The sequence below is a fragment of the Polynucleobacter sp. MWH-Svant-W18 genome (genome assembly GCF_018687495.1).
In the GTDB taxonomy this organism is placed as follows: Bacteria; Pseudomonadota; Gammaproteobacteria; order Burkholderiales; family Burkholderiaceae; genus Polynucleobacter.
In genome coordinates, this window is record NZ_CP061293.1 from 605,860 (window position 1) to 620,809 (window position 14,950).

A 14,950-nucleotide genomic window follows, 5' to 3' on the forward strand; every position below is an offset into this window, starting at 1 on the left:
ATGACTGCCTTAGCATTAGCCCGTTCGTGGCGCCCTAAAACATTCTCTGAGCTAGTAGGACAAGACCATGTGGTTAAAGCCTTAACGCATGCTCTAGATCAAGGTCGTTTGCATCATGCCTGGCTCTTTACCGGTACGCGTGGGGTAGGTAAGACCACCATTGCCCGCATTATGGCCAAAGCGCTCAATTGCACTGGCGCTGATGGCTCAGGCAAGATGACTTCTGAACCTTGCGGTAAATGCCCAGCTTGTATGGAAATTGATGCTGGTCGTTTTGTTGATTACATTGAGATGGATGCTGCCAGTAATCGTGGTGTTGATGATATTGCTGCCTTACTAGAAAAAGCGGCTTACGCACCCAGCAATGCACGTTACAAGGTTTACATGATTGACGAGGTGCACATGCTCACCAATCATGCCTTTAATGCCATGCTCAAAACATTGGAAGAGCCTCCAGAGCACGTCAAATTTATTCTAGCGACAACGGATCCCCAAAAGATCCCCGTCACTATTTTGTCCCGTTGCTTGCAGTTCAACCTCAAGCAAATGCCCGTACCGCTCATCGTTGAGCATCTTGAAAAAGTCCTTGCTGCTGAAACAGTTGGCTACGAAGTCAATGCACTACGGGTACTGGCTAAAGCAGCCCAAGGCTCAATGCGTGATGCACTCTCTCTGACAGATCAAGCAATTGCTTATGCTGCAGGTAAGGTAACTGAAGAGTCAGTACGCGGCATGCTTGGCACACTCGATGATGCGTATCTCATTCGTATTCTGGATTGCCTCATTGCCAAAGATGGCGCAAGCCTCTTAGCGGTCGCTAATGAAATGGGTGAGCGCAGCATGTCTTTCTCATTAGCATTGCAAGATCTCTCCAGCCTCTTGCAAAAGATTGCTGCAGCACAAGTCGTACCAGAGTCTGTATTAGAGGATTGGCCAGAAGCAGGGGAGATTCGTCGCCTAGCTACGCAACTCACCAAAGAAGAAGCGCAACTCTTCTATCAAATTACGATTACTAGCCGTCCTGATTTATCACTCGCACCCGATGAACAAACCGGCTTTGCGATGACCTTGCTACGCATGTTGGCCTTCCGCCCAGCAGGCACTGGTGGCAACGGAGGCAGCGGTTCTGCTCCAACACCTTCAGCACCACCAGCCAATACTGCTAGACCTTCATCTACTGCATCAGCAGCCAGAACTGCAGCACCTGCAGCAGCTGCACCAGTGAAGGCTGCAGTTCCAGTCCCAGCGCCTGCCCCAGCTCCCGCACCTGCTGCCAGCGCAGCAGATCGTCCAGATTGGCATGGCTTGATGCGTCAATTACCTGTGAAGGGCATGGTGCAGCAATTGGCTTTTCAGACTGAGCTACAAGATTGGAATGATTCTGCCACTGGAGTGCGCGCCACCATTGTGACGCCAATGCCGCAGTTGGCTTCTGAAGCATCGATTGCCCGCTTGGCTGATGCTCTTACTGCGCACTTTGGTAAGCCAGTGAAGATCGTGATTGAAAAGGGTGAAGTCGAAGGCAAGACGGTTGCTAAGGTCGATGCGCAGATTCATCAAGAGAAAAGAATGAACGCTGAGCAAATGATTGCAGCTGACCCCTTTATTCAGCAACTCGAAAAAGAGTTTGGTGCCAAAGTGGTTGGTGGTTCAGTCAAACCCTTGTAATGCGCTCACTCTAATACAAGCTCTTTAATTTAAATAGCAATACTCATAAGCACTAAGGAATAAAGCGATGATGAAAGGTGGACTTGCTGGCCTCATGAAACAGGCCCAGCAGATGCAAGAGAAGATGAAGGTAGCGCAAGAGCAATTGGCTGCCCTTGAAGTTACTGGCCAAGCTGCTGGCTTAGTCAAAGTCACCATCTCTGGTAAATACGAAATGAAGCGTGTCCAGATTGAGCCAGGCGCAATGGACGATCGCGAGATGTTGGAAGACTTAATCGTCACTGCTTATACAGATGCTTTTAAGCAAGTAGAGGCAGCAAGCGCGCAAGTCATGTCCGGTGCCACGGCAGGGATGCCAATGCCTCCTGGCTTTAAGTTGCCGTTTTAATTCATGGCACGTCATGAAGCACCGGTAGATGCTCTGGGTCGATTGATCGAGGCCTTGCGCGTCTTGCCTGGAGTAGGGCCCAAGTCTGCGCAGCGCATGGCCTTCTATTTATTGCAACATGATCGTAATGGCGCAGCAGTACTTGCCCAATCCTTAGGTGAAGCAGTTGAGACTGTAGGTCACTGCGCACGTTGTAATACGTTTTCTGAAACCCAAATTTGTAGCACTTGCGCTGATGAGCGCCGTGATCCATCACTGCTCTGTATTGTCGAAACACCCGCTGATCAAGTGATGGTGGAGCAGACACTGAGCTTTAAAGGGAATTACTTTGTGCTCATGGGCCGTCTCTCGCCACTCGATGGCATGGGCCCAAATGAAATTCATTTTGATCGTTTGCTGACGCGCATTGAAAATCCGGATACCGGTATTCCGATTCGGGAAGTGGTGTTAGCCACGAATTTCACCAGCGAAGGCGAGGCAACTGCCCATTACATTGGTGAGGTACTCAAGGCGAAGGGCATTAAAGTTACTCGTATCGCAAGGGGTATTCCGGTAGGGGGTGAGCTCGAATATGTTGATGCGGGCACCCTCGCTAGAGCGTTGCTCGATCGACGTTAAGAGTTTCAACGAGCCTAGTTTGTTGGGTTCATGACCACGTCACAAAACTAACTTAGTGTTGTAGATTTCCATCGCAATGGCTCTTCATGAATATTCTTCAGTGCTCATTCAAGAGCATCTTTTCTTGCCCTAAACCCGTTTTTTTGGGTCCAAATGAGCTGGAATATCACAGATACCAGCAATTCTAGTAAATGAGATTCATTATCATTTACAATCCTATCACTTTTAGAATTTCCTATGCCAGCTACTATTCAATATTCCGCCACTGTTGTATTGCGAGGTAAGCGCTTATTTGCGATTGCCTTGCTAGGGGCGTTGATGGCTAGCATCTTCTCACCTGTGGCAAATGCAGTCTCGCCAGTGAGCGATGAGCCGATTGTTGATAGTCAAGAAGCAGTATTGGGTGAGACCGAGCAGTGGAGTATTCATGGACAAGCGACTTACATTGCGCAACAGAAAAATAATTTCAACTCTCCTTACTATGGAGAGAACAGTCTCTTAAACAAATCTGAAGGTAGCGGTGGTAAGAGCTACTCTTTGAGCGCAACCGCATTTGTTGGTACTCGCCTGTGGGAAGGGGCTGAGGTTTACTGGAATGGTGAGATGTTTGAAGGCACTCCATTCGGTGGCCAGTTGACTGGTTTGGGTGGCTTTCAGAATGGTGAATTACAAAAGGGTGCGTATGCTCCGCCGATCTATTACACCGCACGCGCATTTTTGCGTCAGACCTTTGGCTTAGGTGGCGGTAAAGAACATATTGAAAGTGAAGCCAATCAATTGTCAGGCAATCTGGATAAGAACCGTATTGTGGTGAGCTACGGTAAATTTGCCACCTTAGATTTCTTTGATGACAATACCTATAGCCATGATGGCCGCACACAGTTTCAGAACTTTGCGATTTTCTCGATGGGCGCCTATGGCTACGCGGCGGACACCAAAGGCTATACCTACGGTGGTGTAGTCGAGTGGTATCAAGACAATTACATCTTGAAGTTCGCACGATTGGCGATGCCAACCGTGCCCAATACCGCTCAATTGGACTACTCGCTGTCTAAAGATTACAGCAATCAAGTGGAGCTCACGCGTTCACATGAACTATGGGGTCAGCCTGGTGCGGTGAGAGGTTTGTTTTATCAACAGCGTGCTTTTATGGGTAATTACCAAAACGCGATTAACCTGGCTCAGCAAACCAATTCACCGCCGCCGAATATTGTCAATGTGCGCCAAGCGGCAACCAATTCTTGGGGTTATGGCTTGAACTTGGAGCAAGCAATCACTGAGGATATTGGTGTGTTTGGTCGTTGGAGCTGGAATCCAGGAACTACAGAAACCCAAACACTCGATATTAGTAAGTCGCTTTCGGGTGGCTTGAGTATCAAGGGATCCTCTTGGTCAAGGCCAGATGACACCGTGGGTCTGGGCTTTGCCGTGAACGGTATCTCTGCCTCGCAAATTACTTATTTGCAACAGGGCGGCATGACTGCGTTTATTGGTGATGGCAAGTTAAGCTACAAAACCGAACAAATTTTGGAGACCTATTACAGTGCTAAGGTCTATAAGGATCTCTATCTTTCTGCGGACTATCAGCGCATTGCTAACCCCGCTTACAACTCAGCACGCGGCCCAGTCAATTTCTTTGGTATTCGGGCGCATATTGAGATGTAGGTTCGCCGCAGCCGAAATCAGTGCGGTAGAGGACGGTTTATAAGTCCTTAATCCCTTTAGAATCAGATAGATAGGGATTGTCAAAATACTTACTTTTTTGCCTAGTACCCTATAATCGGCCTATTATTCCAATTAGATGTTTTTTGATAAATTCATCGTCTTTACCGATTTGAGTCACCTTTGATTAAAAGCAATAAAAACAACAGCGGCCATACTTCTGTAACAGGTTTTTCTGTTCGGGTTTTTGCCTTCAGTTTTTGTTGCTTATGTGCCGTTCCGTCCCTCGCACAAAGTGGGGTTGGATCGGTGCAGGTATTAACGAGCAGTGATGCGGTCATGACTCCGCCAACGACAGAATCCTATTTGCCAAAGGCGCCACCAGATAGAAGAATGCTGGCGGATTCAAAAACGATTAATCAAAAAACCAGTCCCAATACTTTTGACTTACGTCAGTTGTGGAATGAGCTTCGTAGTAATAACCCACAACTCATTGCTGCACGTGAAACCTACTTAGCAGCAAAAGCAACGGTTCCACAAATTGCTGCACCAGACAATCCACAAGTCGGTTTGATTTGGTCTGGCATGCCTGTGGGCTCAGCATTTGCATTAGGAACTGCGGGTACTAACCCCGCTGGTAACAGTGGCTACTCATTTGCTCAGCCGATTAAGTTTCCGGGCAAGAAATCACTCGCTTCCGACATCGCAGATAAGGGCGCAGAAGCATTGCAAGCCCAGAATGAGAATCTCTATCTTCAGCTCGGCGCACAGTTATCAACCTTGTACTTCAGTACCTTGTCTGCACAACGCCAATTACAAGTATTAAGTGACACGGTCATTCGTACTGAACTCATTAAGAATATTGCCAAGGCGCGTTACTCAAACCATGCGGCTGCTTACGTTGAGTATCTGAATGCTCAAGTGGCCCAAAGCTCTGCTGAGTCTGACAAGTTCATTCTTGAGAAACAATTAACGGTTGCCTATAAAAATATCAATGCACTGATTGGCCGTGATCCACGCGATAAGCTCATCCTTGCATCTGATCATGGCTTACGTGCCACGCAGGTACCTACCTTAATCGAGTTAGAGAACTACGCTGAAGGCGCCCACCCAGTGCTCAAAAGCTCTGGTTTGCAATTAGAAGCTGCCAAAAAAGGGGTAACGCTTGCGAAAACTGCCTACTTGCCTGACTTTCAGGTGGTGGCGAGCTCTTACACTCCCCGTGGACCATTTACCTCTAATAATGGCGCTGCTTACTATCAGTTTGAAGTGGACTTAGTGATTCCTTTGTACTTCTTTACCAAAGAGCGCTATGGGGTAGAGCAGGCGATGCGCAGCAAGGCGGCTGCTGAGGCTTCAGATATCTCTAATCGTCAGCAAGTCATTCTGGGCGTTGGCACTGCTTATGCTGCATATGAGCAAGCCAAGCGCTATACCGAGTTCTTAAAAGATCGCCAAGTTCCTCAAGCTGAAGCTGCGTATCGTGTGGCCTTAGCTCAATATGCCTCTAACGGCGCAGGCTTTACGGATTTATTAACAGCACAAGTGCAATTGCGTAGCCTAGAAATTCAGCTCGCAATTGCCCAAAGTAATTTATTGCAATCCAAGGCAAATCTATTTGCTGCGGCTGGCAAAGATCCCATTGATTAGGTCATAGGCATATGTTCAAAAAATACTTAGACAAACTGAAGCCCTATCTAGAAAAGCTCCAACCCCTTGCGCATACTTTGCGCGAGAAGGGCATGCACTTCTATCGTCATGTTGATGGCTTGGCAAGAAAGTACTGGGCTCAACCCCGTTTTCGTCTGGTTTCTTATTTAATCATCGCTCTGATCCTTGGGGTGAATATTGGCAAGATGATTGCGCCTCCTGCACCGGATACCAGCGCCTCGAAGAAAGTGATTGATGTAGAAAAAAACGGCATTATTAATATCAATTTACCGGGAGTTGTTTTATCGCCCGATAACTTTGAATTTATGCAAACTGCAGAAGGTTCTGCACCAATGTATTTATCTGTGCCGGGCCGCTTAGCGTTCAATGCAGAGCGCTTAAAAGTCATCTCTGCAAGAGCACCAGGTCGAGTAGAGCGGATCTATGCTTTTGACGGTGCCATCGTAAAAACAGGGCAAGCCTTAGCCGATTACTTCAGTCCTGATTATGTTTCTGCGCAAACTGAATTTATTCTTTCCTCCAAGATGGTTGCTGCTTTGCAAAAGAATCAAGTCAGCGGCTTGTATCAAGACGCACAGTCCACGGCAGAGGCGGCAGCAAACCATTTGCGTGTGCTCGGGGCGAGCAATGAAGATATCAATCGCCTGCGCACTACTGGTCAAGCCTCCCCAACCTTTCCGATTCGGGCACCAATTGATGGTGTAGTCATTAAGCGTGCGGTTGATCCAGGCGCTTATCTCAATACCGGCGATATTTTGGCCACCATTGCCGATCCGAAGAACCTCTGGTTTTTAGGCAATGTGTACGAGCAAGATGTTGGGAAGATCAAAGTAGGGGATACTTTCCGTCTCAAAGTGGAGTCCTATCCCGATCGTGAATTTATCGCCAAAGCCAACTATGTTGGCGCTGCCATTGATCCAGTCACGCATGCGCTAGTGGTACGTTGTGAGATTGATAACAGCGATGGTCTGCTCAAGCCGGAGATGTTTGTGAGCGGTACTCTGGAGATTGGCAAAACCGAAGCGGTGGTTATTCCGACATCTGCTGTGATTCAGGGAAGAAATATCCGTTACGCCATTATTAAAACTGGCGATACTTCATTTAGTCGCCGTCCAATCTATGGCTTTGCTTTAAATGCAAATGAATTTGCTGTAACCGATGGTTTAGAAGCGCACCAAACAGTTGTCACTAAAGGTGCTACCTTGCTAAACCAACGCTTCTTGCGCGAAGAAGACTAAGGTTTTTTCATGAATATTAATACCGTCCTGCGCCGACGCCTGCTGATTATTCTGTTGGCGATTGGCTTATTGATAGCTGGTATTCATAGCTTCTTAAAACTCCCTTTACAAGCTTATCCGGGCGTTGCACCATTGACAGTGCAAGCTATTGCTCAGTGGCCCGGTGCAAGTACGGCACAGATTGAGCAACAAATTACCATTCCCGTCGAGAATGCCTTAGCGGGTATTGCTGGGGTGCAAGCATTCCGCTCCGTATCGCTATTTGGTTTATCAGTGGTGACGGTGAAGTTTAAAGACGGTGAAGATAACTTTAAAGCCCGCCAGCTCATTAACAGTTCGCTGAACAATTTGAACTTACCTACGGGCGCCACCATTGCGATGAGTCCAGACTCTGATGCAACGGGTGAGATCATGCGCTACGTCTTGCAAAGTGAGTATGCCTCTCCGATGGCACTCAAAACCTTGCAAGATTATGAGATTTACAAAGAGTTAAAGCATATTCCAGGTGTGCCAGATATCTCCTCTTTTGGCGGCAAGACTCGCCAATATCAAATCATTATTAAACCGGGCAGCTTGCAGGCGAAAAATGTCACCTTGCAACAGTTGGTTGACGCGGTAACCAACTCCAACATTAACGTGGGTGGCGGTCTTCTACCCATTGGTGAGCAACAGTTGGTGGTCCGTGGCGTCGGCTTGCTGCAAAACGTTGATGACATTAAGCGTATTGTGCTGACTGTCAATAATGGTGTTGCTGTTCGCGTAGGTGATGTTGCGGATGTGGTGGTTGGCAATGCATTACGTCAGGGCATGTTCCAGTATCAAAACAATCCGGATGCCGTAGAAGGTGTGGTTCTGCTAAAACGCGGTGAGAATGCCTCCGAAGTGCTCGATCGCGTTAAAGAGAAAATTAAAGAGATCAATCTTTCTATCTTGCCGCCTGGTATTGATATTTTCCCGTTTTACGACCGTCAAGTGCTTCTCGATATCACCTTAGAGACTGTGAAGCACACACTATTCTTCGGTATCTCTTTGGTCTTGATCATTCTGTATATCTTCTTGGGTAATTTCAAAGCAGCAGCAGTGGTGGCTGCGGTGATTCCACTAGCCTTGTGCGTGTCCTTTTTTAATATGGACCAATTTAAGGTCCCAGCCAATTTGATTTCTCTCGGAGCAATTGACTTCGGGGTGATCGTGGATGCTGCGGTGATCGTGATGGAAAACGTCATGCGCCACCTCGAAGAAAGACGCACTAAGCTAAATCAAAGCATTGTGTTGGGTACCAGTGAAGTGCAGCGTGCGATGGTCTTTTCAACCGGCATCATCATTACCGCCTATTCACCTCTCTTTTTAATGGGCGGTGTGGAAGGCATCATCTTCCGCCCAATGGCATTCACTATGGGCTTTGCATTGCTTGCCTCGATTATTTTGAGCTTGACCTTCGTGCCTACGATGATCTCGTATATCTTTAAGGAAGGTGAAGAGCACCATCCGCCGAAGTTTGTAGACAAGTTGTTGGTCCGCTATAAAAAGCTTTTACGCTATCTGGTGGATAGACCTAAACAAGTGTTGTTGACGGCTATTGGTGTCTTGCTTCTTACAGTGGTGGGCGCTACACAGCTGGGTACCGAGTTCTTGCCTACTCTAGAAGAGAATAATTTGTGGATTCGGGTGACGCTACCAAACACCGTGGATTTGAAGTACTCCGTCGAGTTGGCCAATCAATTGCGTAATGAATTCAAGAACAATCCTGAAGTGAAGTATGTTTCAGTACAAATTGGTCGCCCCGATGATGGTACTGACCCCACCGGCGTATTTAACCAAGAATATGGTATTTACTTTAAGTCACCACAGGATATGCCTCCTGGTGCAGGTAAGAAGCAGTTGATGAAGCGCCTTGAAAAGTACTTGGCGGGTATTCCGGGATTGGACTACACCTTCTCACAGTACATTCAAGATAACGTGAACGAGGCACTCTCAGGCGTTAAAGGCGAAAACTCCGTCAAAATTTTCGGCACAGACCTAGAGATATTAGATCGACAAGCACGGGATGTGATTAAGCAATTGCGCAAAGTGCCAGGCATTGCGGATGAAGGTATCTTTACCGAGTTAGGGCAGCCAACTTTGAATGTTGAAATCGACCGAGAGAAGTGCGCGCGCTTTGGTATTAATGTCAACGATATCCAAACGCTCGTTGCTTACTCGATTGGTGGTGCGCCGATTACCAATATTCTAGAAAATGAAAAAACCTTTGGATTGGCAGTGCGACTCAATAAAGAAAGTCGTAATACGGTCGACTCCATTGAGCAACTTTTAATCGATACACCGGATGGTAGTCGCGTGCCCTTATCCATGGTCGCCAATGTGGCAGTGGCTGATGGCCCGTTTTACATCTACCGTGAATCTGGACGTCGTTATATCGCCGTTAAATTTAGCGTACGGGGTAGAGACCTTGGTAGCGCTGTAACTGAAGCGCAAAAATTGGTGAATGCCAACATCTCTTTACCAAGTGGTTATCGCATCACCTGGGATGGCCAGTTCAATCAGATGAAAGTAGCACAAAAGAAGCTGATGATGATCGTGCCTTTGACCTTGCTTGCGATTGCATTGCTGCTCTATAGTGCCTTTGGCAATTTCCGTGATGCTTTCATTGTGCTGTTGAACGTACCGTTTGCAGCGATTGGCGGCATTCTGATTCTGCTGCTCACTGGAGAAACCTTCAGTATTTCAGCCGGCATTGGATTCCTATCGCTCTTTGGAATTGCGATTCAAGACGGTGTGATTTTGATTTCTTATATCAATAAGCTCTCCAAGTCGGATCACCACTCCATTAAAGATACGATTGTCGAGGGCGCCTCCTTGCGGATGAGGCCGGTATTAATGACTGCACTCTTGGCGGGTCTAGGCCTTTTGCCAGCAGCGATGTCCCATGCGATTGGTTCTGAGGCACAACGCCCATTGGCGCTCGTCATTGTGGGTGGTATGGTGACAACGACCTTGCTTACCTTGCTTGTGCTCCCAGTACTCTATGCTTGGATCCGCTCGCGGGAGCATCGTTCGGCATAAGTTGCGGTATTTCCTGAGCTAAATCCAAAATCATTGGATAATTGAACGATGCATATTTTGATCTCCAACGATGATGGCTATTTGGCTCCAGGCCTATTAGCCCTAGTAAACGCAGTGCGTCCATTGGGTCGTATTACCGTGATTGCTCCAGAGCAAAATCACAGCGGCGCTTCTAACTCTTTAACCTTATCTAGACCCCTCTCGATTCATCGAGTGGCTGGTGGTGAGCGTGATGGCTTCTTCTTCATCAACGGTACACCGACTGACTGTGTCCACGTGGCCATGACCGGTTTCTTAGACGAGAAGCCTGACCTTGTTATCTCTGGTATTAATCAGGGTGAGAACATGGGTGAGGATGTGCTGTATTCAGGAACGGTCGCTGCCGCCATTGAGGGGGTGATGTTTGGTGTGCCCGGCATCGCATTTTCTCAAATTGATCGGGGCTGGAATCGTATTGAAGATGCTGCCAAGGCTGCGCATGATGTTGTTGCACAAATGCTCGTTTCCAATCTGGCACGTGCTGAAGGTACAGCTACATTGCTCAACGTCAATATTCCGAATCGTCCTTATGCAGATTTGTATCGTTGGCGCGTGACCCGCTTGGGGAATCGTCATCACTCACAGCCGGTAGTAGTGCAAGATAGCCCGCGAGGCGAGAAGATCTATTGGATTGGTGCTGCAGGGCACGTCAAAGATAATTCTGAAGGCACTGATTTTCATGCGATTGACGATGGCTGCATTTCGATTACACCAATGCAATTGGATTTAAGTCATCACGCACGCTTAGCGGCGATGCGTGCTAACGGCTGGGATCGCGGTTGAAGGCACCCATCGAGCGTTTTGCCGCTTATCGCCAAGCACTAGCAGCCAAAGTACATGCTAGCGGTGTAAAGCACGGTAAAACTTTAGAAGCGATTGCTACTGTACCGCGCCATGCATTTATGGATGCCGGTTTACATGCACAAGCCTATGAAGATACGGCACTGCCGATCGGTCATGAGCAAACGATTTCTAAGCCATCGGTAGTAGCGCGCATGATTGAGCTATTGCATAAACCACGTCATCCATTGGGTAAGGTTTTAGAGATTGGTACTGGTTGCGGTTATCAAGCAGCGGTACTCAGTTTGCTAGCAGAAGAGGTGTACTCGATTGAACGGATTCGTCCTTTGCACGATATGGCTAGAGCAAAATTGCGCCCTTTTCGGATCAATAATCTGCGCCTCATTTATGGCGATGGTATCTTGGGTCTACCCCTAGCTGCTCCCTTTGATGGAATCATTCTGGCCGCGGCGGGTTTAGGTATTCCAGACGCTTTATTGGATCAATTGGCGATTGGCGGCCGTTTGGTTGCCCCAGTTGCCAAAAATGAGAAAGAGCAGCAGCTCATCATGGTCGAGCGGATGAGCTCCCAGCGCTATCAAAGAACTGTGCTGGACGAGGTCTTTTTTGTCCCCTTACAATCAGGGGTAGTGTGAGATCAAGTGAGATCTATTCAGAATGAAGCCAATATCGATGCTAAACACCCTGTTTAAAAGTTGCCTAGTCGCGCTACTGGCTGTCTCCTGCTTTCTCATAGTCGGCTGTAGTACCACTCCTAGAGCAAAGCCAGCAAATGTGATTGACCGCACTGGTTCTTCAGAGCCAGCACCTCCTGGTTACTATCGTGTGAAGAAGGGTGACACCTTGGCACGCATTGCTTTAGATCATGGTCAAGCACCACGAGATGTTGCACAGTGGAATACGGCATTGAACCCAAGCTTCAACCCAAATGTCATTGAGGTGGGTGATTTGATTTTGGTGAAGCCACCAACAGCATCAAAAGTAGCTAAGGCAACAGAAAAAGCCCCGGACAAGACTGCAGATAAGAAGCCTTCAAGTGACAAAGTGGATACACCCGCACCAGAATCCAGCAAGCCTGACGTTGTTGCTGAACCTGGCATTCGTTTATCTTGGCCTGCAAAAGGCAAGGTTACTGCAGAATTTAACGAGACCAACAAAGGCATTGATATCGCTGGCAAGGTTGGTGAGCCGATATTGGCAGCCTCTGATGGCAAGGTGGTTTATGCCGGTAATAGCTTACGGGGCTATGGAAACTTAGTCATCATCAAACATGACAACACTTATCTCACAGCCTACGCGCACAATAGCAAGCTCTTGGTGAAAGAGGGCGATACCGTGCGTAAGGGCCAGAAGATTGCTGAGATGGGTGATACAGACAGCACCATGACTAAGCTTCATTTTGAGTTGCGCGTTAACGGTAAGCCAGTCAATCCAACACCGTATTTACAGTAAGGGTTTGGCAAAAGCCTATGGCCACCGTACTGGTATTTGATATTGAAACCATTCCTGATGTTGCGGGATTGCGTCGTCTAGAAGACTACCCAGCCACCATGAGTGATGCCGAAGTAGCTGCCGCTGCCATGGCTGAGCGTGCCGCCAAAACAGGTAGTGAATTTTTACCTTTATATCTACAAAAGATTATTGCGATTTCTTGTGTGATTCGGAGAACTACGAAAGAGGGCTTGCCTCAACTCAAGGTAGGCACCCTCGGAACACCGCAGGATGATGAAAAGGTCTTAGTTCAGGCTTTCTTTGATCTCATTGAAAAGTACACACCGCAATTAGTGTCATGGAATGGCAGCGGCTTTGATTTGCCAGTACTGCATTACCGTGCGCTCGCGAATCACATTCAAGCACCACGCTACTGGGAGATGGGTGAGAGCCAAGAAGCCGATAGTCGAGATTTCAAATGGAATAACTACATTAGTCGTTATCACATGCGTCACCTAGACATGATGGATCTACTGGCTAAATTTAACGGCCGTGCAAATGCACCCTTGGATGGTTTAGCAAAGCTTTGTGGCTTTCCAGGCAAGATGGGTATGGATGGCAGCCAAGTCTGGCCTGCTTATCAAGATGGCAAGATTGATGACATCCGGCGCTATTGCGAAACTGATGTGGTCAATACCTATCTCATGTATTGCCGCTTTCAGTTGTTGCGTGGTGGCTTTTCATTAGCGGAGTACCAAGAAGAAATCGCTTTTGTAAAAGCCTATTTAGAAAAAGCTGCCAAAGAGCCGAATGGCGCTCAGTGGCAGGAGTACCTCCAAGGTTTTACTGCGGATGCGTAGAGGTGAGAAGCCAGTCAATATCATCGTGACTGAGCCAATACAAGTTGAAGCACTCGATTTAGATGCCCAAGGCATTGCCCGTTTAGCCCCTAATGAGGAAGAAATCATTCAAGGCCAAGGCGGCAAGGTCATTTTTATTCAAGGTGCACTGCCGACTGAGAGGGTCACCTACGTCATTACCCGAGACAAGGCTCGCTTTAGTAAAGCCAAGGTCCTCGATATTCTTAAACCTGCGGTATTCAGAGCTGAGCCTAAATGCAAAGCCTTTGGTGTATGCGGCGGTTGCACCATGCAGCACTTGGATATCCGTGCGCAGGTTGCCATGAAACAGCGCGTGCTCGAAGATGATCTGCAACACATTGCCAAAGTAAAGCCCTTAGAAATTTTGCGCCCCATGGGTGGCCCCACCTGGGAATACCGTCATCGCGCTCGCCTGAGTGTCGTCAATCGTTCAATCAAAAAAGGCACAGTACTGATTGGTTTTCATGAGGGCAAGAGTGCATATGTAGCCGATATGACGGCTTGCGAAATTTTGCCTAAGCACGTATCGGATTTATTGCCCGAGTTGAGAAAGTTGGTGATGGGCTTATCGATTGTGGATCGGATGCCGCAGATTGAGATTGCAGTCGGTGAGCCGGAAGATCCGAATGATCCGTCAAAATCTAAACCAGTCACCGCCTTGGTATTTCGCAATCTATTGCCTTTGACGCCAGAAGATGAGCAGCAGCTCCGTGATTTTGCAGACGAGCATCAAGTGTGGATTTGGTTGCAATCCAAGGGTATTGAAACCGTAACACCATTTTACCCAGAGACTGGCAAGCTCTGTTATCGCTTACCCGAATTTGAAATCGAGATGCCGTTCAAGCCCACAGACTTTACCCAAGTCAATCACATGATGAATCGTGTATTAGTGAGTAGGGCGATTCGTTTACTTGAAGTGGAATCTAGTGATCGCGTGCTCGATTTGTTTTGTGGCATTGGTAATTTCACTTTACCGCTTGCCAGAAAAGCACAGCAGGTCTTGGGGATCGAGGGTCTTGAAACCTTAACGAATCGAGCTAATGCAAATGCTGAACATAATGGTTTAGCAAAGCAAGTGAGTTTCATGCAAAGTGATTTATTTGAAGTGACGCCAGAGACGATTGCATCTTGGGGCAAAGCAGAGCGCTGGTTGATGGATCCACCCCGAGAAGGGGCGCTGGAGATTTGCAGATCCCTTGCGCAACTACAGTTGATGAAAAGTGATCTCCTTCCAAAACGGATTGTGTATGTCTCTTGTAATCCCAAGACCTTAGCTAGAGATGTGGAGATTTTGTGCCATGAGGCAGGCTATATCCTTAGCAGTGCAGGAATTGTGAATATGTTTCCTCACACCTCCCATGTAGAGTCTATGGCGGTATTTGATCTAGCAAAGAGTCACTAAATCCCGGATTGAGAACGATTTTTACGGGTTTTAGCACTAAATGGGTGCAAATCAGTTTTTTGCGGTGCAATATGGTTTTAGGACGTTT

11 protein-coding genes and 1 pseudogene are annotated in these 14,950 nt (G+C 47.6%); all 12 read left to right on the forward strand.

All coding sequences use genetic code 11. The annotated features are described in order from the left end of the window. The 12 genes and pseudogenes from dnaX to rlmD all read left to right on the forward strand — a co-directional run bounded on the left by dnaX (nucleotide 1) and on the right by rlmD (nucleotide 14,862). Nucleotides 1-1,668: a DNA polymerase III subunit gamma/tau gene (gene dnaX, locus C2757_RS03255; protein ID WP_215376082.1), complete on the forward strand. Its 1,668-nt coding sequence runs from the start codon at nucleotides 1-3 to the stop codon at nucleotides 1,666-1,668. Between the two features lie 67 nt (nucleotides 1,669-1,735). Beyond that, entirely contained in the window at nucleotides 1,736-2,056 is a 321-nt protein-coding gene (locus C2757_RS03260) for a YbaB/EbfC family nucleoid-associated protein (protein WP_215376085.1), read from the forward strand. A gap of 3 nt (nucleotides 2,057-2,059) precedes the next feature. Then, nucleotides 2,060-2,674: a recombination mediator RecR gene (gene recR, locus C2757_RS03265; protein WP_215376088.1), complete on the forward strand. Its 615-nt coding sequence runs from the start codon at nucleotides 2,060-2,062 to the stop codon at nucleotides 2,672-2,674. Between the two features lie 237 nt (nucleotides 2,675-2,911). Continuing rightward, complete coding sequence (locus C2757_RS03270; RefSeq protein ID WP_215376091.1) at nucleotides 2,912-4,339, forward strand: carbohydrate porin; 1,428 nt, start codon at nucleotides 2,912-2,914, stop codon at nucleotides 4,337-4,339. A 180-nt stretch (nucleotides 4,340-4,519) separates the two neighbouring features. Next, nucleotides 4,520-5,986: a TolC family protein gene (locus C2757_RS03275; RefSeq protein WP_251366784.1), complete on the forward strand. Its 1,467-nt coding sequence runs from the start codon at nucleotides 4,520-4,522 to the stop codon at nucleotides 5,984-5,986. A gap of 11 nt (nucleotides 5,987-5,997) precedes the next feature. Next, nucleotides 5,998-7,245: an efflux RND transporter periplasmic adaptor subunit gene (locus C2757_RS03280; protein ID WP_215376094.1), complete on the forward strand. Its 1,248-nt coding sequence runs from the start codon at nucleotides 5,998-6,000 to the stop codon at nucleotides 7,243-7,245. Between the two features lie 9 nt (nucleotides 7,246-7,254). Continuing rightward, nucleotides 7,255-10,308 carry an efflux RND transporter permease subunit gene (locus C2757_RS03285; protein WP_215376097.1) on the forward strand — a complete coding sequence of 1,018 codons (3,054 nt, stop codon included), beginning with the start codon at nucleotides 7,255-7,257 and terminating at the stop codon, nucleotides 10,306-10,308. A gap of 48 nt (nucleotides 10,309-10,356) precedes the next feature. After that, nucleotides 10,357-11,130 (forward strand): 5'/3'-nucleotidase SurE, encoded by a 774-nt coding sequence (gene surE / locus C2757_RS03290; protein WP_215376100.1) that lies wholly within the window; start codon nucleotides 10,357-10,359, stop codon nucleotides 11,128-11,130. A 29-nt stretch (nucleotides 11,131-11,159) separates the two neighbouring features. Next, nucleotides 11,160-11,783 (forward strand): annotated as a pseudogene (locus tag C2757_RS03295) (protein-L-isoaspartate(D-aspartate) O-methyltransferase); the annotation flags it as partial. Nucleotides 11,784-11,805: 22 nt separating this feature from the next. After that, nucleotides 11,806-12,600 carry a peptidoglycan DD-metalloendopeptidase family protein gene (locus C2757_RS03300; RefSeq protein WP_371817030.1) on the forward strand — a complete coding sequence of 265 codons (795 nt, stop codon included), beginning with the start codon at nucleotides 11,806-11,808 and terminating at the stop codon, nucleotides 12,598-12,600. 17 nt (nucleotides 12,601-12,617) lie between these two features. Then, nucleotides 12,618-13,439 carry a 3'-5' exonuclease gene (locus C2757_RS03305; RefSeq protein ID WP_215376106.1) on the forward strand — a complete coding sequence of 274 codons (822 nt, stop codon included), beginning with the start codon at nucleotides 12,618-12,620 and terminating at the stop codon, nucleotides 13,437-13,439. After that, complete coding sequence (gene rlmD, locus C2757_RS03310; RefSeq protein ID WP_215376108.1) at nucleotides 13,432-14,862, forward strand: 23S rRNA (uracil(1939)-C(5))-methyltransferase RlmD; 1,431 nt, start codon at nucleotides 13,432-13,434, stop codon at nucleotides 14,860-14,862. The genes C2757_RS03305 and rlmD overlap by 8 nt, the downstream gene beginning before the upstream one ends. The last annotated feature ends 88 nt before the right edge of the window (nucleotides 14,863-14,950 follow it).